The sequence below is a fragment of the Streptomyces sp. NPDC102441 genome (genome assembly GCF_044765585.1).
Classification (GTDB): domain Bacteria; phylum Actinomycetota; class Actinomycetes; order Streptomycetales; family Streptomycetaceae; genus Streptomyces.
Genome location: NZ_JBIWKH010000005.1, coordinates 478326 through 496860, shown reverse-complemented (window position 1 = coordinate 496860; position 18535 = coordinate 478326). Strand labels below are relative to the sequence as shown.

At 71.1% G+C, this 18535-nt stretch carries 17 protein-coding genes and 1 pseudogene; 13 read left to right on the top strand and 5 right to left on the bottom strand.

The window, feature by feature from the left end:
- The first annotated feature begins 134 nt into the window (after positions 1-134).
- Genes ACIREO_RS13750 through ACIREO_RS13740 form a run of 3 tightly spaced genes read left to right on the top strand, consistent with a single transcriptional unit; the run spans position 135 to position 3384 of the window.
- Entirely contained in the window at positions 135-1532 is a 1398-nt protein-coding gene (locus ACIREO_RS13750; protein WP_404108566.1) for a DUF6421 family protein, read from the top strand.
- A gap of 26 nt (positions 1533-1558) precedes the next feature.
- Complete coding sequence (locus ACIREO_RS13745) at positions 1559-2323, top strand: SDR family NAD(P)-dependent oxidoreductase (protein ID WP_404108564.1); 765 nt, start codon at positions 1559-1561, stop codon at positions 2321-2323.
- A complete protein-coding gene (locus ACIREO_RS13740; protein ID WP_404108562.1) occupies positions 2302-3384 on the top strand; it encodes a threonine aldolase family protein in 1083 nt (360 codons plus the stop codon). Before ACIREO_RS13745 ends, ACIREO_RS13740 begins: the two co-directional genes overlap by 22 nt.
- Positions 3385-3509: 125 nt before the next feature.
- Here the strand turns inward: ACIREO_RS13740 and ACIREO_RS13735 are convergent, their stop codons facing one another.
- The gene (locus ACIREO_RS13735) at positions 3510-4232 is read right to left on the bottom strand and encodes a lysophospholipid acyltransferase family protein (protein ID WP_404108560.1); all 723 of its coding nucleotides are present in this window, start codon (positions 4230-4232) and stop codon (positions 3510-3512) included.
- A 219-nt stretch (positions 4233-4451) separates the two neighbouring features.
- On the opposite strand from ACIREO_RS13735, the gene ACIREO_RS13730 reads away from it, so the two are divergent.
- The 5 genes from ACIREO_RS13730 (at position 4452) to ACIREO_RS13710 (ending at position 8990) form a co-directional block, all read left to right on the top strand.
- Positions 4452-4778 carry a TlpA family protein disulfide reductase gene (locus ACIREO_RS13730; RefSeq protein WP_404108557.1) on the top strand — a complete coding sequence of 109 codons (327 nt, stop codon included), beginning with the start codon at positions 4452-4454 and terminating at the stop codon, positions 4776-4778.
- A gap of 196 nt (positions 4779-4974) precedes the next feature.
- On the top strand, positions 4975-5481 hold the full coding sequence (locus tag ACIREO_RS13725) for a flavin reductase family protein (protein WP_404108554.1): 507 nt from the start codon (positions 4975-4977) through the stop codon (positions 5479-5481).
- Between the two features lie 202 nt (positions 5482-5683).
- Positions 5684-6469, top strand: coding sequence for an electron transfer flavoprotein subunit beta/FixA family protein (locus ACIREO_RS13720; RefSeq protein ID WP_404108551.1), 786 nt, complete (start codon positions 5684-5686; stop codon positions 6467-6469).
- 89 nt (positions 6470-6558) lie between these two features.
- On the top strand, positions 6559-7521 hold the full coding sequence (locus ACIREO_RS13715; RefSeq protein ID WP_404108548.1) for an electron transfer flavoprotein subunit alpha/FixB family protein: 963 nt from the start codon (positions 6559-6561) through the stop codon (positions 7519-7521).
- A 170-nt stretch (positions 7522-7691) separates the two neighbouring features.
- Positions 7692-8990: a DUF6986 family protein gene (locus tag ACIREO_RS13710; RefSeq protein ID WP_404108545.1), complete on the top strand. Its 1299-nt coding sequence runs from the start codon at positions 7692-7694 to the stop codon at positions 8988-8990.
- Positions 8991-9033: 43 nt separating this feature from the next.
- On the opposite strand, the gene ACIREO_RS13705 is transcribed toward ACIREO_RS13710, so the two are convergent.
- Complete coding sequence (locus ACIREO_RS13705; RefSeq protein WP_404108543.1) at positions 9034-10062, bottom strand: LacI family DNA-binding transcriptional regulator; 1029 nt, start codon at positions 10060-10062, stop codon at positions 9034-9036.
- A gap of 185 nt (positions 10063-10247) precedes the next feature.
- Here ACIREO_RS13705 and ACIREO_RS13700 point away from each other — a divergent pair, with 185 nt between their 5' ends.
- Positions 10248-11222 carry an ROK family protein gene (locus tag ACIREO_RS13700; RefSeq protein WP_404108540.1) on the top strand — a complete coding sequence of 325 codons (975 nt, stop codon included), beginning with the start codon at positions 10248-10250 and terminating at the stop codon, positions 11220-11222.
- Positions 11223-11239: 17 nt separating this feature from the next.
- Here the strand turns inward: ACIREO_RS13700 and ACIREO_RS13695 are convergent, their stop codons facing one another.
- Positions 11240-11416, bottom strand: coding sequence for a hypothetical protein (locus tag ACIREO_RS13695; protein WP_404108537.1), 177 nt, complete (start codon positions 11414-11416; stop codon positions 11240-11242).
- A 162-nt stretch (positions 11417-11578) separates the two neighbouring features.
- On the opposite strand from ACIREO_RS13695, the gene ACIREO_RS13690 reads away from it, so the two are divergent.
- Positions 11579-12613 (top strand): NUDIX domain-containing protein, encoded by a 1035-nt coding sequence (locus tag ACIREO_RS13690; protein WP_404108535.1) that lies wholly within the window; start codon positions 11579-11581, stop codon positions 12611-12613.
- 17 nt (positions 12614-12630) lie between these two features.
- Here the strand turns inward: ACIREO_RS13690 and ACIREO_RS13685 are convergent, their stop codons facing one another.
- Together ACIREO_RS13685 and ACIREO_RS13680 are read right to left on the bottom strand one after the other, a co-directional pair.
- Positions 12631-13311 (bottom strand): MBL fold metallo-hydrolase, encoded by a 681-nt coding sequence (locus ACIREO_RS13685; protein ID WP_404108532.1) that lies wholly within the window; start codon positions 13309-13311, stop codon positions 12631-12633.
- A gap of 92 nt (positions 13312-13403) precedes the next feature.
- Positions 13404-14768: a dipeptidase gene (locus ACIREO_RS13680; protein ID WP_404108529.1), complete on the bottom strand. Its 1365-nt coding sequence runs from the start codon at positions 14766-14768 to the stop codon at positions 13404-13406.
- A gap of 194 nt (positions 14769-14962) precedes the next feature.
- On the opposite strand from ACIREO_RS13680, the gene ACIREO_RS13675 reads away from it, so the two are divergent.
- From ACIREO_RS13675 to ACIREO_RS13665, 3 genes and pseudogenes are all read left to right on the top strand, one after another.
- Positions 14963-16228, top strand: coding sequence for a geranylgeranyl reductase family protein (locus ACIREO_RS13675; RefSeq protein ID WP_404108526.1), 1266 nt, complete (start codon positions 14963-14965; stop codon positions 16226-16228).
- Positions 16229-16469: 241 nt separating this feature from the next.
- Positions 16470-17768, top strand: a complete 1299-nt coding sequence (locus tag ACIREO_RS13670) for a sensor histidine kinase (RefSeq protein ID WP_404108523.1) — start codon at positions 16470-16472, stop codon at positions 17766-17768.
- Positions 17765-18431, top strand: a pseudogene (locus ACIREO_RS13665) (response regulator). Before ACIREO_RS13670 ends, ACIREO_RS13665 begins: the two are co-directional and overlap by 4 nt.
- Positions 18432-18535 lie beyond the last annotated feature (104 nt).

Sequence of the window (18535 nt, the reverse complement as noted above, 5' to 3'; positions counted from 1 at the left end):
CGCTTGGAGGTGTGACAGGAAAAATAACGGTGAACATGTGACACGGCAGGATAATTTTCTGCTCTCCACTTGTCCGAAGGAACCGCACATGGATACGGTTACTTGACGCGAGATCCTCCCGTGAAGGAAGTGTCATGACGGAAATTCTTGAGCACGCCGCCACTCCCGGCGCGATAGCTTCTGCCCGACGGGTCGTGGAGCACCCGGCCTGGCCGACGCTCAAGAGTGCCGTGGAGGAGCTCCGGCCCTGGCAATCCAAGGACGGCTCCATCGACTTCGCGGCCGACGGTGCCCCGACAGCCGGAACGGCCGGAGCCGTCGTGGAACGCGTCGTCACCGCGGTCGAGCAGCTCTCCCCGCTGCTCCCGCACGACGACGCTTATCACCGCGCCCTCGTCACCGACCTGCGCCGCTGGGTCACGGACGGCTTCGGCGTCCCGGACTTCCTCGACTCCCTGCTCGCCTTCCAGCCGGCCAAGGGCCGTGCGGACGGCCTCCAGCACCTGGTCGTGTTCGCGATGTACACGCAGAACGGCAACCCGGACCGCAATCTGGAAGCCGTCGTGCTGCGGATGGTCTGGCCCGAGTGGCTCGCCGACCTCGAGGCCACGCGTTACGACAACCCGATGTTCTGCGGGATCACCTTCGAGGACTTCACCTCGGGCTACGACACCAACTCCGCCGTGCTCTTCCCGGAGACCATCGCCGTACGCGAGGCACCGGAGCGCTTCAGCTGGGGCGGCATCTTCTGCGACCGGGAGGCGGCCCGCTTCCGCCGCGTGACCGAGGCGTCCGTCGATCTGCTGAGCGTCGAGCTGCCCGACGACATCCGCGAGATGATCGGCGACCAGAAGCGCTGCGAGCAGGCCTTCGTGCTCTGGGACATGGTCCACGACCGCACCCACAGCCATGGCGACCTTCCGTTCGACCCCTTCATGATCAAGCAGCGCCAGCCGTTCTGGATGTACGGGCTGGAGGAGCTGCGCTGCGACCTCACGGCCTTCAGGGAGGCCGTGAAGCTGGAGGCCGACGGCTTCGGCCAGGGCCGTGACGTCCAGTTCGCCGTGCTCTTCGACCGGATGTTCCGCTTCCCCGTCACCGGCGAGCGCGTGCGCAACTACGACGGCCTGGGCGGTCAGCTGCTCTTCGCCTACCTCCACAAGCACGACGTGGTCCGCTGGACGGACAACACACTCAAGATCGACTGGGCCCGCGCCCCCGAGGTCACCAACCAGCTCTGCGGTGAGATCGAGAAGCTCTACCGCGACGGCATCGACCGCCCCAAGCTTGTGCACTGGTTCGCGGCGTACGACCTGGTCGCGAGCTATCTCGCACCTCACCCGGGATCCCGCTGGGCCAAGGGACCCGACGCCCTGGACCTCGATCAGCCTCCTCGGAAACTCGTCGACGACGTGCTTCCGGACGAGTTTCCCCTGAGCATGTTCTATGAGGCGCTCTCGAAGAAGCTGAAGCATGTGATCGCCTCCACCAAGGGGATCACCGCGGCGGACGCCGGGCGGGCAGCTGCGTGAGCGCGGGTTCTGAGGAGGCGGTGGCGATGAACGGAACAGGCAGGGCCGACAGCGGTGTGCTCGAGGGCGCGGTGATCGCGGTGGCCGGAGCGGCGGGGCCGGCGGGCCGCGCCACCCTGCTCAGGCTCGCGGAGGCGGGAGCGACCGTGGTCGCCTCCGACGCCAACCCCGAGCGGCTCGTGGAAGCGGTCGACGCGGCGCGTTACGCACACGGCGGTGCGACCGTCACCGGTGACACGGTCGACCTTCTGGATCCGGGAGCGGCGCGGGAATGGGCTCTCAAGACGGAGAAGGAGTTCGGCCGCGTCGACGGTCTGGTCCACCTCGTCGGCGGCTGGCGCGGCGGCGCCGGGTTCGAGGACAGCAGCCTGGCCGACTGGGACTACCTGGAGAAGCTGCTGATCCGTACGGTCCAGTCCACCTCGCTCGCCTTCCACGAGGTCCTCCAGCGAAGCGACCGAGGCCGGTACGTGCTGATCAGCGCGGCCGGAGCCGGCAGCCCCACCGCCGGCAACGCGGCCTACGCCGCGTCCAAGGCGGCGGCCGAGGCATGGACGCTCGCCCTGGCCGACGCCTTCCGCAAGGCGGGGGGCGAAGCGGGACCGACGTCGGCTGCTGCGATCCTGGTCGTCAAGGCACTGGTGCACGACGCGATGCGCGCCGAGCGCCCGAATGCGAAGTTCGCGGGCTTCACGGACGTCACGGAGCTGGCCGAGGCCATCGCCGGGGTCTGGGACCGGCCCGCCGGAGAAGTGAACGGAAAGCGTCTGTGGCTGACCCCGCAACCGTAAGGACCGATGCGCGACGTCATCACGATCCGCAGATACGCGGTTTCGCCAGTGACAACTACGCGGGTGCGCACCCGGAGGTCCTCGCGGCCCTCGCCCTCGCCAACGGTGGCCATCAGGTCGCCTACGGCGAGGACGACTACACCGGACACCTGCAGCGGATCATGCACAGCCACTTCGGCCCCACCGCCGAGGCCTTCCCGGTCTTCAACGGCACGGGGGCCAACGTCGTCGCCCTCCAGGCGCTGACCGACCGCTGGGGCGCGGTGATCTGCGCCGAGTCCGCCCACATCAACGTGGACGAGGGCGGGGCGCCGGAGCGGATGGGCGGGCTGAAGCTGCTCACCGTCCCGACTCCGGACGGCAAGCTCACGCCGGAGCTCATCGACCGCGAGGCGTACGGCTGGGACGACGAGCACCGGGCGATGCCGCAGGCCGTCTCGATCACCCAGAACACCGAGCTGGGCACCGTTTACACGCCCGGTGAGATCCGCGCCGTCTGCGAGCACGCCCATGAGCGGGGTATGAAGGTGCATCTCGACGGCGCCCGGATAGCCAACGCCGCCGCGTCGCTCGACGTGCCGATGCGTACGTTCACCAACACGGTCGGCGTCGACATCCTGTCGTTCGGCGGCACCAAGAACGGCGCGCTCTTCGGTGAGGCCGTCGTCGTCCTGAACCCGGACTCCGTCCGGGCCATGAAGCATCTGCGCAAGCTGTCGATGCAGCTGGCCTCCAAGATGCGCTTCGTCTCGGTCCAGCTCGAGGCGCTGCTCGCGCGGGATCTCTGGCTGCGCAACGCACGCCACGCCAATGCCATGGCCCAGCGGCTCGCCGACGGGGTCAGGACGGTGGACGGCGTGGAGATCCTTTATCCCGTCCAGGCCAACGCCGTCTTCGCCCGGCTGCCGCACGAGGTGAGCGAACGGCTGCAGAAGCGGTTCCGGTTCTACTTCTGGGACGAGAAGGCCGGAGACGTCCGCTGGATGTGTGCCTTCGACACCCGCGAGGACGACGTCGACGCCTTCGTGCTGGCGCTCAAGGAGGAAATGGCCAGGCAGTAGCGGCCCCCCGGGGCGGGACTCGGGGCCGCGGCCACCGAACTCGCCGGGTCGCTCGAGAAGACCAGTCCTGGCGTACGGATCACTCTCCACGACCCGGCGTGACGTTTCCTCCGGTGCGCGACGGGTCAGCCGAGTTCGCGTGCCTCCGCGGGCGTCGGAGCCGTACCGCCGAGGTGCGCCGGCACCCACCAGGTGTCGGCCGCGTCCTTGGGACGCACCGGGTAGGCGCGCTGCGCCGCCTCGAGGAGCTCCTGGACGCGCTCACGCAGCCGACGGGTGATCGCTCCCGCGTACTGATCGGTGGGGGCGTCCAGGGCCTCGCCCACACGCATCGTGATCGGGGTGTGGCTGCGCCGGAAGTTGCGCGGGTGCCCCTTGGTCCACAGTCGCTGGGTACCCCACAGCGCCATCGGGATCAGAGGTACTCCGGCCTCCTGGGCCAGTCGCGCGGCGCCCGACTTGAAGCTCTTCAGGGTGAAGGACTGCGAGATGGTCGCCTCGGGGAACACGCCGACGATCTCGCCCGCGCGCAGCGACGCGAGCGCGTGCGCGTAGGCGTCCTCGCCCTGGTTGCGGTCGACAGGGATGTGCTTCATGCCCCGCATCAGCGGTCCGGACACCTTGTGGCGGAACACCGACTCCTTCGCCATGAAGCGGACGAGCCGCTTCTGGGGCAGGGCGCCGAGTCCGGTGAAGATGAAGTCCAGATAGCTGATGTGGTTGCTGACCAGAACCGCGCCACCGGTCTTCGGAATGTGCTCCGAACCCTGCGTGTCGATCTTCAGGTCGAGCGCCTTGAACAGTGTGCGAGCGGCGCCGATGACCGGTCGATAGACGAGTTCTGCCATCTGGATGAAGACCCTTCTTCAATGCCTGGGGAGGGTTCTCCCGGCGGAAGTTACGCAGCCGTAGGTTTTCGGCATTGGGGCGATCGTGCCCCATGCACGACGCCGTGGCCAGCCCCAAAGGGCCTGGCGCGAGAGATTCTCGTCACGTGAATCATCCGGGAATGTAACGCGGTCGCAGGGTGCTGACCCTTTGCGTAGAGCTCTGAGAGGGAGGCCGGGATGGACGGGTGGACGGCCGTGGACACGCTGGACGCGGCTCAACTCGGCGTGGAACTGGGGGATCGCGCCACTCTGGTGCAGTTCTCGACCGCGTTCTGCCAGCCGTGCCGCGCCACCAGGCGCGTTCTCGCGGCGGTGGCGGGGATGGTCGAGGGCGTCGCCCATGTCGAGATCGACGCCGAGGCGCATCTCACGCTCGTACGCGGTCTCGGCATCAGCCGGACCCCCACGGTCCTGGTGCTCGACGCTGCGGGCCGCATCGTGCGCCGGGCGGCGGGCCTGCCGCGTACGGCGGATGTCGTCGCCGCGCTGGGGGAGGCGATGTGACGGACCGTGACGCATCTCCCACATGACGGGACGCACTTGACTGTGTACTCCACGCATCGTCACTCTGACGTTATGCCGCCAGAACTCCTTCTCTTCGGCCGGGTCCATGTCGACCTCGTGCGCCACGCGAGCGCGCGCTGTCCGGGTGCCTGACGAACCCACGGCCCCGTACGCCCCCTCGCAGAAGGATGTCCCCATGACGGCCTCGCCCGATCTCGGCACCTCCCGGACGGCTTCCCCCGAACTCCTCCGCTCCGTCTTCCGGCAGCATGCCGCCGGAGTCGCCGTGATCACCGCCGCGGGTGCGGGCCCGGTCGGCTTCACCGCCACCTCGCTCAACTCCGTCGCCGCCGAGCCGCCGCTCATCTCCTTCGGGGTGGGGACCTCGTCCTCCAGCTGGCCTGTTCTCGCGGAGGCCGAACACGTCGGCGTGCACATACTCGGCGAGGACCAGCAGGAGCTGGCCGCGACGTTCGCCCGCAGCGGCGCCGACCGGTTCGGCCCGTCCACCGACTGGCACAGGGGGCCCGAGGGGGTGCCGCTGCTCGGGGGCGTGGTGGCCTGGCTGGTCTGCCGGGTGGTAGCCCGGATTCCGGCGGGGGACCACCGCATCGTGATCGCCGAGGTCACGGCCGGGGATCCCTCGCGGAGCGGCCGGCCGCTGGTCTACCACCAAGGGCGTTTCACGGCTCTGCGAGACTGAGGGCGAGCGGGGCGGTGGCTGAGCGGACTCCGTTGGCTACGTCACAGTTCCAAGCGCTTGCTTATGGGTAACGTAATGGGTGTACTGGCGAGTAATATTCGACCCGGAGCCCGGGCCGTCCCGACCGGAAACCGCCCCATGAGGCGCCTATGCTGCGTGCAACAAGGCAGCCCAGAAATGACGATGCAGTAGGAGAGCCGGCGTGAGCTTGAGGATCGTTGTCTGTGTGAAGTACGTGCCCGACGCCACCGGCGACCGGCACTTCGCCGATGACCTGACCCTGGACCGTGACGACGTCGACGGTCTGCTGTCGGAGCTCGACGAGTACGCGGTCGAGCAGGCGCTGCAGATCGCCGACGAGGCGGACGACGCGGAGATCACCGTACTCACGGTGGGCCCCGAGGACGCCAAGGACGCGCTGCGCAAGGCGCTCTCGATGGGTGCCGACAAGGCCGTCCACGTCGAGGACGACGACCTGCACGGTACCGACGTCATCGGCACCTCCCTGGTCCTGGCCAAGGCCGTGGAGAAGACCGGTTACGACCTGGTCATCTGCGGCATGGCGTCGACGGACGGCACCATGGGTGTGCTCCCGGCGCTGCTCGCGGAGCGCCTCGGCGTCCCGCAGGTCACGCTGCTCTCCGAGGTCTCGGTCGACGGCGGCACGGTCAAGGGCCGCCGCGACGGCGACTCCGCGAGCGAGCAGCTCGAGGCGTCCCTGCCGGCCGTGGTCTCCGTGACCGACCAGTCGGGCGAGGCCCGCTACCCGTCGTTCAAGGGCATCATGGCGGCGAAGAAGAAGCCGGTGGAATCCCTGGACCTCGAGGACCTGGAGATCGAGGCGGACGAGGTCGGCCTGGGCGGCTCCTGGACCGCGGTGGACTCCGCGGCCGAGCGTCCCGCCCGTACGGCGGGCACGATCGTCAAGGACGAGGGCGAGGGCGGCAAGCAGCTGGCCGCCTTCCTTGCGGAGCAGAAGTTTATTTAGCTACAGGCTCGCGGGCCAGGAGTTCATCTGAGCCCCGCCCGTCCCCATCGCCGCCCCGCCCTCTTTCGCACGCAGGAGATTGAAGTCCCATGGCTGAAGTTCTCGTCTATGTCGACCACGTGGACGGTGCCGTCCGCAAGCCCACCCTGGAGCTGCTGACGCTCGCCCGCCGCATCGGCGAGCCGGTCGCCGTCGCCCTCGGCAACGGCGCCGCCGACACCGCCGCCGCGCTCGCCGAGCACGGCGCGGTCAAGGTGCTCACCGCCGACGCGCCGGAGTTCGCCGACTACCTCGTCGTACCGAAGGTGGACGCCCTGCAGGCCGCGTACGACGCGGTGTCGCCGGCGGCCGTGCTGCTGCCCTCCTCGGCCGAGGCCAAGGAGATCGCGGCCCGCCTCGCGCTCCGTATCGGTTCCGGCATCATCACGGACGCCGTCGACCTGGAGGCCGGTGACGAGGGCCCGGTCGCCACGCAGTCCGCGTTCGCCGCCTCGTACAGCACCAAGTCCCGTGTCTCCAAGGGCACTCCGGTCATCACGGTCAAGCCGAACTCGGTCGCCGTCGAGGCCGCCCCGGCCGCGGGCGCCGTTGAGGCCCTCACGGTCTCCTTCTCGGCGACGGCCACCGGCACCAAGGTCCTCTCCCGCACCCCGCGTGAGTCGACCGGCCGTCCGGAGCTGACGGAGGCCGCGATCGTCGTCTCCGGTGGCCGTGGTGTCAACGGTGCGGAGAACTTCGCGGTCATCGAGGCGCTCGCCGACTCCCTCGGCGCGGCCGTCGGCGCCTCGCGTGCCGCGGTGGACGCCGGCTGGTACCCGCACACCAACCAGGTCGGCCAGACCGGCAAGTCGGTCTCCCCGCAGCTGTACATCGCCTCCGGCATCTCGGGCGCGATCCAGCACCGGGCCGGCATGCAGACCTCGAAGACCATCGTCGCGGTCAACAAGGACGCCGAGGCCCCGATCTTCGACCTCGTCGACTACGGCGTCGTCGGCGACCTGTTCAACGTCGTCCCGCAGCTCACCGACGAGGTCAAGACCCGCAAGGGCTGATCCGGCAGGAGCTCTCCCCGTACGAAGGCCTGGGGCCGCGTGGTGTTCTCACCGCGCGGCCCCGGGCTGTTTCCGATCACCATTGACGCAGGCGGCGGGGACTTATAACTTCACTATGCGGATGAAACATTCCGGGAAGCGGAAACTTCGAAAACGTGGAGGGTACGGTCATGGGTCAGCAGGAGAAGGTGGCGACGAGCCTCGCCGGCGCGGTCGGCAAGGAGATCAGCGCCTCCCTCGCACCGGTGGACGCCGAACTCGCCCGCCGCTACCCAGGAGACCCCGGCACGCGCCAGCCCGTCCACACCGTCTACGTGCCCGCCGACGACTTCACCTCGACGACCCTGCGCACCTGGGGCGACCAGGCGCTGGCCGCGCTGGACGAACACGCCCCCGACGCCGCCGCGCTCGCCTCGGTCCTCGGCATCCCGCAGGAGCTCGCGGAGCCCGTGTACGACCGTGTACGCGCCAAGCTGGAGCGCGAGCCGGTCGAGGACCTGCGCATCGACTTCGAGGACGGTTACGGGCCGCGCCCCGACGCCGAGGAGGACGAGGCCGCCGCCCGCGCGGCGCGTCTGGTCGCCGAGGCGTACGCCGACGGGACCGCGGCTCCGTACATGGGCATCCGGATGAAGTGCATGGAAGCCGCCGTACGCGACCGGTCCATCCGCACCACGGACGTCTTCCTCACCGGGCTGACGGAGGCCGGAGGCCTCCCCGAGGGGCTCGTCCTGACGCTGCCCAAGGTGACGTACCCCGAACAGGTCACCGCCTTCGTGCGGCTGCTGGAGGCCTTCGAGGAGACCCACGGTCTGCCCTCCGGCCGCCTCGGGTTCGAGATCCAGATCGAGACCAGCCAGTCCATCCTGGCGGCGGACGGCACCGCCGCGGTGGCCCGCATGATCGACGCCTCCCGGGGCCGGGCGACCGGTCTGCACTACGGGACCTTCGACTACAGCGCCTGCGTCGGCGTGAGCCCCGCCTACCAGGCCAGTGACCATCCCGCCGCCGACCACGCCAAGGCCGTCATGCAGGTCGCCGCCGCGGGTACCGGTGTGCGGGTCTGCGACGGCTCCACGAACGTGCTCCCGGTCGGCCCCACCCAGCAGGTCCACGACGCCTGGCGCCTGCACCACGGTCTCACCCGGCGTGCTCTGGCCCGCGCCTACTACCAGGGCTGGGACATGCACCCGGGCCATCTCCCCACCCGCTACGCCGCCGTGTACACCTTCTACCGCGAGGGCCTCGGTCAGGCGGCGTCCCGGCTCGCCGCCTACGTGGCCAAGGCCGGCGGCGACGTCATGGACGAGCCGGCCACCGCGAAGGCGCTGAGCGGCTATCTGCTCCGTGGCATCGACTGCGGGGCCCTGGACACCGCCGAGGTCACGGGCCTCACCGGGCTGACCCGCGAGGACCTCGACGGCTTCGCCTCGCCCCGCCGCGGCGGGCTGACCGTGACCGCTCCGTAAGGCCTCTCCTCCGGAAGGCCCAGGGCTCACGCGCCCTGGGCGTTCACGCCGGCGGGAGCTCCCCCGAGCCGCGCGGGATGAGCCGGGTCGGGAGCTCCACCCTGGCAGGGGCGTGAGCGGCGCCGTCGAGGCGGCGGAACAGATGTTCCGCAGCCGTACGGCCGACAGCGGCGGCGTCCTGCGAGATCACCGTGATGCCGAGCAGGTCGGCCAGCTCGATGTCGTCGAAGCCGACCAGGGCGATCCGGCGGTCGCACTCGGCGAGGACGCGGACGGCGGTGACCGTCACACGGTTGTTGCCCGCGAAGAGCGCGGTCACCGGCTCGGGTCCCGCCAGCATGGCCTGGGCGGCGGACCTGACCCGGTCCGGGCCGGTCGGGCCGAGCGACACCCAGGCGTCCTCGACCTGGATCCCGGCGTCGGCCAGGGCCGCGTGGTAGCCGCGCAGTCGTTCCGTCGCGGTGTGGATGCGCGGCTGGTCGCCGATGAAGCCGATCCTGCGGTGGCCGTGCGCCACCAGGTGGGCGACGCCCGCGCGTGCCCCGCCGAAGCTGTCCGACAGGACCATGTCCGCGTCGACCCGGCCCGCCGGACGGTCGACGAACACGGTGGCGATGCCCGCCTTCATCTCCGGCTCCAGATAGCGGTGGTCGTCGCCCGCCGGGATCACGATGAGGCCGTCCACCCGGCGGGCGCAGAGCGCGAGGACGAGTTCCTGCTCGCGCTCCGGGTCCTCGGCGCTGGAGCCGTTGATCAGCAGTGCGCCATGGGCGCGGGCCACTTCCTCCACGGCGCGGCTCAGCGGGCCGTAGAAGGGGTCCGCGAGGTCCTCCAGCACGAGGCCGATCGACGCCGTACGGCCCTTGCGCAGGACGCGCGCACTGTCGTTGCGGCGGAAGCCGAGCGCCTCGATGGCCTCCTGGACGCGGCGTTCGGTGTCGGGGGTGACCCCGGGCTCGCTGTTCACCACGCGTGAGACCGTCTTGAGCCCCACTCCGGCACGGGCTGCCACGTCCTTCATGGTCGGCCTGTTGCCGTAGCGGGACTCGGAATGGCGGGTGGTCTCGGCCACGGTGCGCTGTCCTGTCGTCGGGAACGGGTGATTTCCGGCCTCCCTCGGCGGTGCCGGGAAGGCGCTGGAAGCTGTGGCGTCGAGCATAGGCCCTGGACAACGTTGTCAAGAGAATGGAGACTAGGTGGACCATCTGACTGAAGTCGCAGGTCCTGCGCCTCACCCCCTCCGGAGAGCCCACACCGATGCATACCGACCTCGTCACCGCGCTCGACATCGGCGGTACCAAGATCGCCGGGGCGTTGGTGGACGGCGACGGATCCCTTCTCGTGCGGGCGCAGCGCCCCACGCCCGCCCGCGATGGCGCCGAGGCCGTGATGGGCGCGGTGAGTGACGTCCTGGCGGAGCTGGCCGCCTCTCCGCTGTGGCACCGTGCGGGCGCGGTCGGCATCGGCAGCGCGGGGCCGGTGGACGCCTCGGCCGGCACGGTCAGCCCGGTCAACGTCCCCGGCTGGCGCGGCTTTCCGCTGGTGGACAGGGTGGCCGCAGCAGCCGGTGGGCTGCCTGTCACGCTCGTCGGCGACGGGGTCGCCATGACGGCGGCCGAGCACTGGCTGGGTGCGGCCCGGGGCTATGACAACGCGTTGTGCCTCGTCGTATCCACCGGCGTCGGCGGCGGTCTCGTACTCGGTGGAAAGCTGTACCCGGGCCCCTCGGGTAACGCCGGTCACATCGGCCACATCAGCGTCGACCTGGACGGAGACGCCTGCCCGTGCGGTGCGCGCGGTTGCGTGGAACGCATCGCCAGCGGACCGAACATCGCCCGGCGAGCCCTGGAGAACGGCTGGCGCCCGGGCCCGGACGGCGATGCGACGGCCGCCGCGGTGGCCGCCGCCGCGCGGGCGGGGGACCGGATCGCGGTGGCCTCCTTCGAGCGGGCCGCCCAGGCACTCGCCGCCGGGATCGCCGCCACCGCCACCCTGGCCGACATCGACATCGCCGTGATCGGAGGGGGAGTCGCCGGAGCGGGGGAAGTGCTCTTCGCACCGCTGCGCAGGTCCCTGCGGGAGTACGCCACGCTCTCCTTCGTCCAGGACCTCACCGTGACCTCCGCGGTGATGGGCACCGACGCGGGCCTGGTCGGCGCGGCGGCCGCGGCCGCGGCCTCGACGGGCCGTCCTGGCGCGTCGAACGGCGTACGTGCCGTGGCCACCCCGTAGGAATCCGATCCTCCGGTTCAGCGGGCCCGGTCCGTCGGCTGCGGGGGTACCACCACCAGGAAGGCGTCACGCTCCAGGTCCATCACGACCTCCGCGGCCATGCCCTCGCCGCGGCGGGCGGCGGCGAACTCCTCCGCCGGCCGGCTGCCCCGTGGTCCTCCTGCGGGAAACTGCTCAAGTACCGTGCGTCGCACCGCGCATCCCCTCGACGTTCCAGTGACTGTCCGCTCCAACGACGTCCGGCCGCCGCTCGTTACGGCTCGGGTGCCGCGCCCCTGCAACCGGATCACCCCTGCGGGGTTTCCGGAGCGGGGTGTTGCGGGCAAGCCACAGGGGGCTACGGAAGAGGGGGACCCGTGATCGTCTGGATCAACGGTGCGTTCGGTGCGGGCAAGACCAGCGCCGCGTACGAACTGATCGACCTGATCCCGAACTGCACCTTCTACGACCCTGAGGTGACCGGCGCGCAGCTGCACCACCTGCTGCCACCGAAGAAGCTGGCCGAGGTGGCCGACTTCCAGGACCTGCCGATCTGGCGGCGTCTGGTGGTGGACACGGCCGCTGCCGTGCTCGCCGAGACACCCGGGGTCCTCGTGGTGCCCATGACGCTGCTGCGCCAGGAGCACCGCGACGAGATGTTCGGTGGGCTCGCGTCCCGCCGCATTCCGGTGCGCCATGTGCTGCTCGCACCGGAGGAAACGATACTGCGCCAACGCATCGCGGGGCGCGCGGAGTGTGCCGCCGACCCTGAGCCCGCAGGCGGCTGGGCGCACGAGCACATAGGGCCCTACCGCGAGGCCCTCGCGTGGATCAGCGCGGACGCCCACACGATCGACACCAGCGCGCTCACTCCGTACGAGACGGCCGAGCGGATAGCCGAAGCGCTGCGCACCGGCGAGGCCAGGGAGTGCGGGATAGTCCAGACCCCCGAACCGCGGGCGGAGACCGTCGCGTCCGGGGTGCTGCTCTTCGACGAGCAGGACCGGGTGCTGCTCGTCGACCCCACCTACAAGCCCGGCTGGGAGTTCCCCGGCGGCGTGGTGGAGCCCGGGGAGGCCCCCGCCCAGGCCGGGATACGGGAGGTCGCCGAGGAGCTCGGGCTCTGCCTGGACACGGTGCCGGGGCTGCTGGTGGTCGACTGGGAGGCGCCGAAGCCGCCCGCGTACGGGGGACTGCGCTTCCTGTTCGACGGCGGCCGGCTCCGGGGCGAGGATGCCGCGCGGCTGCTGCTGCCGGGTTCGGAACTGCGCGGCTGGCGGTTCGTCACCGAGGACGAGGCGGCCGGCATGCTCCCGCCGACCCGCTTCGAACGGCTCCGCTGGGCACTGCGCGCCCGCGAGCGGTCCATCGTGCTCAATCTGGAGGCGGGAGTGCCCGTGGGCGGCCGATAGCGCCCTGCGGGCCCCGTTCACCCCGCTGCGGCCCGCAGCGCGGCCGCCGCGTCGACGGTGAGGGGGTCCCCGTGGCCGAAGCAGGCGACCTCGTGGTCGAGCGCGGCGAGCCGGCGGAAGGACGCCTGTGCCTGCGCGTGGTCGGTGTTGAACACCCCCAGGATCACCCGGTCCACCCTGGCCACGGCGTCCCCGGTGAAGAGAACCCTGTGGCGGGGCAGGTGGATGCCGATGGAGCCGGGGGTGTGCCCGGGGGTGTGCACGACGCGGGCGCCGCCCCCGAAGGGGAGCTCCTCGCCGTCCGTCAGTTCGCGGTCGACCCTGGTGGGCGGCGCCTCCGGGAGCGTCAGCCCGTCGGCGTACAGGGGCCGTTCCCAGTCGAACAGGACAGGTTCGGGCACGGGCTGCTCGCCTCGGACGGCCGGTGCGTCCAGCCGGTGCGCCAGGATCTCGGCGCCGTACGCGTCCGCGAGTTCCTGTGCGGCGCCGTAGTGGTCGCGGTGGCCGTGGGTGAGCACGATCCGCCGGATCCCCGCCGGGTCCAGCCCGAGCCCGCGTACACCGTCCTCGATGGCGGCCGCCGCGTGACGGTCGCCCGCGTCGACCAGGGGCAGGTCCGCGCCGTCACGCCAGAGGTAGGCCTGGCCGATCCGGAAGCGGAACATGTGCAGCTGGGGGAGCACCTCGACACAGTCCATACGGTGAACGTACGGAGCGCGGGCCGCCCGTCGCCCGGAATTCTGCTCCGGGCGACTTCGCTCAGGGCGTACCCGAGAGGCTGCGCGTACCCTCAGCCGTTCCTGGACTCCGCGTAGTTCCGCAGGAACAGCGCCTCGGCGACCGAGAGCCGCTCCAGCTCCTCGGGTGACACGCTCTCGTTCACCGCGTGGATCTGGGCCTCGGGCTCGCTGAGCCCGATGAGCAGGATCTCCGCCTGCGGGTACAGCGCGGCCAAGGTGTTGCAGAGCGGGATGGAGCCCCCCATGCCGGAGGTCTGCATCTCCTCACCCGGGTAGGCGAGCCGCATGGCGTCGGCCATCGAGGTGTAGGCGGGGCTGGTGACGTCGGCACGGAACGGCTGCCCCTGGCCGACCTGTTCGACGGAGACCCGTGCTCCCCAGGGGGCGTGCGACTCGAGGTGGGCGGTCAGCAGCTTCGTCGCCTCGGAGGCGTCCTGGCCGGGCGGCACCCGCAGACTGATCTGCGCCCGGGCGCTCGCCTGGACCGACGGAGTGGCTCCGACCACCGGCGGGCAGTCGATGCCGATGACGGTTACCGCGGGACGCGCCCAGATACGGTCGGCGACCGTGCCCGTGCCGATGAGCCCGACGCCGTCGAGCACCTTGGCGTCGTCGCGGAACTCGCCCTCCGGGTACTGCAGGCCGTCCCACTCCGCATCGGCCGTGAGCCCGTCGACCGTCGTCGTGCCGTCCTCGGCCCGCAGGGATGCCAGCAGCTGGATCATCGCGGCCAGCGCGTCCGGTGCCGCGCCGCCGAACTGCCCGGAGTGCAGGTTGCCTTGGAGAGTGTCCAGTCGCACACGCAGCATGGTCATACCGCGCAGCGTGGCCGTGACGGTGGGCAGTCCGACGCGGAAGTTGCCGGCGTCACCGATGACGATCGAGTCGGCGTCCAGCAGCTCGGGGTGCGCCTCGGCGTACCGTTCGAGGCCGCCCGTGCCCTGCTCCTCCGAGCCCTCCACGATCACCTTGACGGAGACCGGCACGCCGCCGTTCGCCTTGAGCGCGCGCACGGCGAGGAGGTGCATGACGAATCCCCCCTTGCAGTCCGCGGCACCCCGGCCGAACCAGCGGCCGTCGCGCTCGGTCAGTTCGAACGGCGGGGAGAGCCAGGCGGGCTCGTCCAGCGGCGGCTGCACGTCGTAGTGCGCGTAGAGGAGCACCGTGGGCGAGCCGGCCGGGCCGGGCAGATATCCGTACACCGACCGGCTTCCGTCGGGGGTGTCGAGCAGCGCGACGTCCTGGAAGCCCTCGGTGCGCAGCGCGTCGGCGACCCAGTCGGCCGCCGCCTCGCACTCGCTCCTGGGGAACTGCTCGGGGTCCGCCACCGACCGGAAGGCCACCAGCTCGGCGAGCTCCGCCTTCGCGCGGGGCATCAGCGAGGCAACGGTCGCTGAAATCGGACGGGCGGTCATGGGCACGCTCCTCGTGGGTGCGACGTTAGGACTATGGCGCGGTGTGTTCGCGGCCGGGGGCGACGCCGTGGACGCGGCGTCGCGTGTACAACGAATTCATGGCTGATCCTCCCACAGCGGAGTTCGGCCGCGACGCGCCGTAGGATGCCGTGAGCAGCTGGGGCCACTGGTCGGATCGGGAGCAGAAGCACATCGTGAGCAGCGAGAACGCAGACGCCGGACGTGAGCCGGATGAGTCGTCGTCGGTACCGCCGGAGTCCTCGGTATGGGACGTCGTCGTGGTCGGTGCGGGCCCGGCAGGAGCTTCCGCGGCGTATGTGGCGGCCGTCGCAGGCAGGCGGGTGCTGTTGCTGGAGAAGGCGGAGATCCCCCGCTACAAGACGTGCGGTGGTGGGATCATCGGGTACTCGCGGGATTCCCTGCCCCCCGGATTCGAACTCCCGCTGAAGGACCGGATCCACGCGGTCACCTTCTCGCTCAACGGGAAGCTGTCGCGCACACGCAGGTCGAAGCGCATGCTCTTCGGGCTGATCAACCGGCCGGAGTTCGACGCGGGTCTGGTGGAAGAGGCCCAGAAGGCGGGCGCCGAGCTGCGCACGGGTGCCGCGGTGACGCGGGTGGAGCAGCACGGCACCGCGGTGCCCGACCGGCGCACGGTCGCCGTGGTGCTGGCCGGCGGTGAGACGGTGCTCGCCCGTGCCGTCGTCGGCGCGGACGGCAGCGCCGGCCGCATAGGGGCTCATGTCGGCGTGAAACTCGACCAGGTGGACCTCGGGCTCGAGGTGGAGATCCCCGTCCCGGAGACGGTCGCCGAGGACTGGGCGGGCCGGGTGCTCATCGACTGGGGGCCGATGCCGGGGAGTTACGGCTGGGTCTTCCCCAAGGGCGACACGCTGACCGTCGGCGTCATCTCGGCGCGTGGTGACGGCGCGGGGACCAAGCGGTATCTGGAGGACTTCGTCGGACGGCTGGGTCTCGCCGGATTCGAGCCGACGGTGTCCTCGGGCCATCTGACCCGCTGCCGCAGCGACGACTCGCCGCTCTCCCGCGGTCGGGTGGTGGTCTGCGGCGACGCGGCCGGACTGCTGGAACCCTGGACCAGGGAGGGCATCTCCTTCGCTCTGCGGTCCGGCCGGCTCGCGGGCGAATGGGCGGTGCGGATCGCGGAGTCGCACGACGCGGTCGACGCCAGGCGTCAGGCGCTCAACTACGCGTTCGCGATCAAGGCGGGGCTGGGTGTGGAGATGAGCGTCGGACGCCGCATGCTCAGGCTGTTCGAGCGGCGCCCCGGGATCCTGCACGCGGTGCTGACGGGCTTCCGCCCCGCCTGGAACGCGTTCGCGGGAATCACCCGGGGGACGACGTCACTGGCCGAGCTGGTCCGCACGCATCCGCTGGCGCAGCGGGCGCTGCATGTGATGGACCGCCGGGGTGCGGACACGGGCGGGGCCGGCTCCTGACCATGACCCGGAGGACGGGCGGCCTGGCCAGGCAGCCAGGAGCGCGGCGTCCGTGGACCTCACCGTGATGCCCCGGAAGTGCCGGTTGACCTCCCGGCCCCGGCCCCGGCCCCGGTGCTCAGGAGGTCTGCGGGCCAGGCGGGGTGGCTTCCCCGGCCGGACGGGTACTCCGCAGGGAGTACGTGGGATCACCACGCCCGGCTGACGTGCGCCGGGGGCCCGCGCGTCTAGCGTGGCCGGTATGCAGGATCAGCGAGCGCACGCGGGCGCGACCCCCCGCCCGGGGCCAGGAGGCCGGCGGGCCGGCCACGGACCACCGTGGCCCCGAAGGCGCGACCGCGCGGAGAGGTTCGGGGGGAGGCGCGGCGACCGGCCGCCATGGCCGTCGACCGTCGTGGTCGGTGTGATCGTGATGGTGGGTACCACCGTCGCCGCGCACGGCCAGGACCGCGAACCCCTCGGCATCGTCGCCCGGCTGCTGCTGTTCGCCGCGGTCGCCGTACTGCTCGTGCGGCACCGTCACCCCGTGGTCGCGGTGGCCGGTACGTCCGCCGCGACACTCGTCTATCTCGGCCTGGGGTATCCGTACGGCCCGGTCTTCCTCGCCGTCGCCGTCGGCTGCTTCAGCGCCATCGTGTCGGGGCACCGCAAGGCCGCGTGGTGGTCGCTGGGCACCCTGTGGGCGGGGCATCTGCTGGCCGCGCACTGGCTGTACCGATGGCTGCCCCCGGACGGCGACGGCCCGGCCCCCTGGGCGCAGGAGGCGTTCGTCACCGCATGGGTGGCGGCGATCGTCGCCGCGGCCGAGCTCCTCCGGGTACGCCGCGAGCAGCGGGCGGCGGCCCGGGCGGAGAGAGAGGCCGCCGAGAAGCGGCGTGCCGACGAGGAGCGGCTGCGCATGGCACGTGAACTCCACGACGTCCTGGCCCACAGCATCTCCGTCATCAACGTCCAGGCCGGGGTCGGGCTGGCCCTGCTCGACTCCGATCCCGAACAGGCCCGTACGGCGCTCACCACGATCAAGTCCGCCAGCAAGGAGGCGCTCGGCGAGGTCCGCCAGGTGCTGGAGAACCTCCGGACCCCGGGCGACGCCCCCCGCGCCCCGGCCCCCGGCCTCGACCGGCTGCCCGAGCTGGTCGACCAGGCGGCCGGGGCGGGGCTCACCGTGACCGTAGGGACGGACGGCGCGAGGGGGCCGGTCCCGCCGGGCACCGACCTCGCGGCTTTCCGCATCGTGCAGGAGGCGCTGACGAACGTGGTGCGGCACTCCGGATCGCGGACGGCACGCGTGCGCATCGTGTACGGGAGCGAGCACCTCAGGATCCTGGTCGACGACGAGGGGCCGGCCACGGGCGACGAGGCCGGAGGCAGCGGCAACGGGCTCATCGGGATGCGGGAGCGGGCCGCGGCGCTGGGTGGCACGATCGACGCGGGCCCCCGGCCCGACGGGGGGTTCCGCGTCACGGCGGAACTCCCGCTGCGTCCCGGCCGGGACGGACCAACCACACCGGACGAGGCGGAAACGGAGGAGACGTCGTGATCCGCGTACTGCTCGCCGATGACCAGTTGCTGGTCAGGGCCGGGTTCCGGGCGCTTCTGGACGCCCAGCCGGACATCGAGGTGGCCGGCGAGGCCGCCGACGGGGCGGAGGCCGTACGCCTGGTGCGCGAACTGCGCCCCGACACCGTGCTCATGGACATCCGGATGCCGAAGCTGGACGGTCTCGCCGCGACCCGGGCGATCACCGACGACCCGGCCCTCCACGAGGTGAAGGTGGTCATGCTCACCACCTTCGAACTCGACGAGTACGTCTTCGAGGCGATCCGCTCGGGAGCCTCCGGATTCCTGGTCAAGGACACCGAACCGGACGAGCTGCTGCGTGCGGTGCGTGCCGTGGTGGGCGGGGAACGCCCTGCTGTCGCCGGGTGTGACACGGAGGCTGATCGCCGAGTTCGCGGCCCGTTCCAAGGAGCCCGCTGCGGCGACCGTCCTGGACGAACTGACCGAACGCGAGCGGGAGGTCATGGCGCTGGTCGGTATCGGTCTGTCCAACGAGGAGATCGCCCGCAGACTCGTCGTCAGCCCCCTCACCGCCAAGACCCACGTCAGTCGCGCCATGGTCAAGCTGGGCGCTCGGGACAGGGCTCAACTGGTCGTCCGCGCCTACGAGTCGGGTCTCGTCAGGCCCGGCTGGCTCGGCTGAACGGGCGGCAGGCACGGGGTTGCGGCAACGGCGAGTGCGACTTCCCGCCGCCGACGGGCCATGTGGATGCGTCTGCATTTACTGTGCACGCATGAATGGTCCGC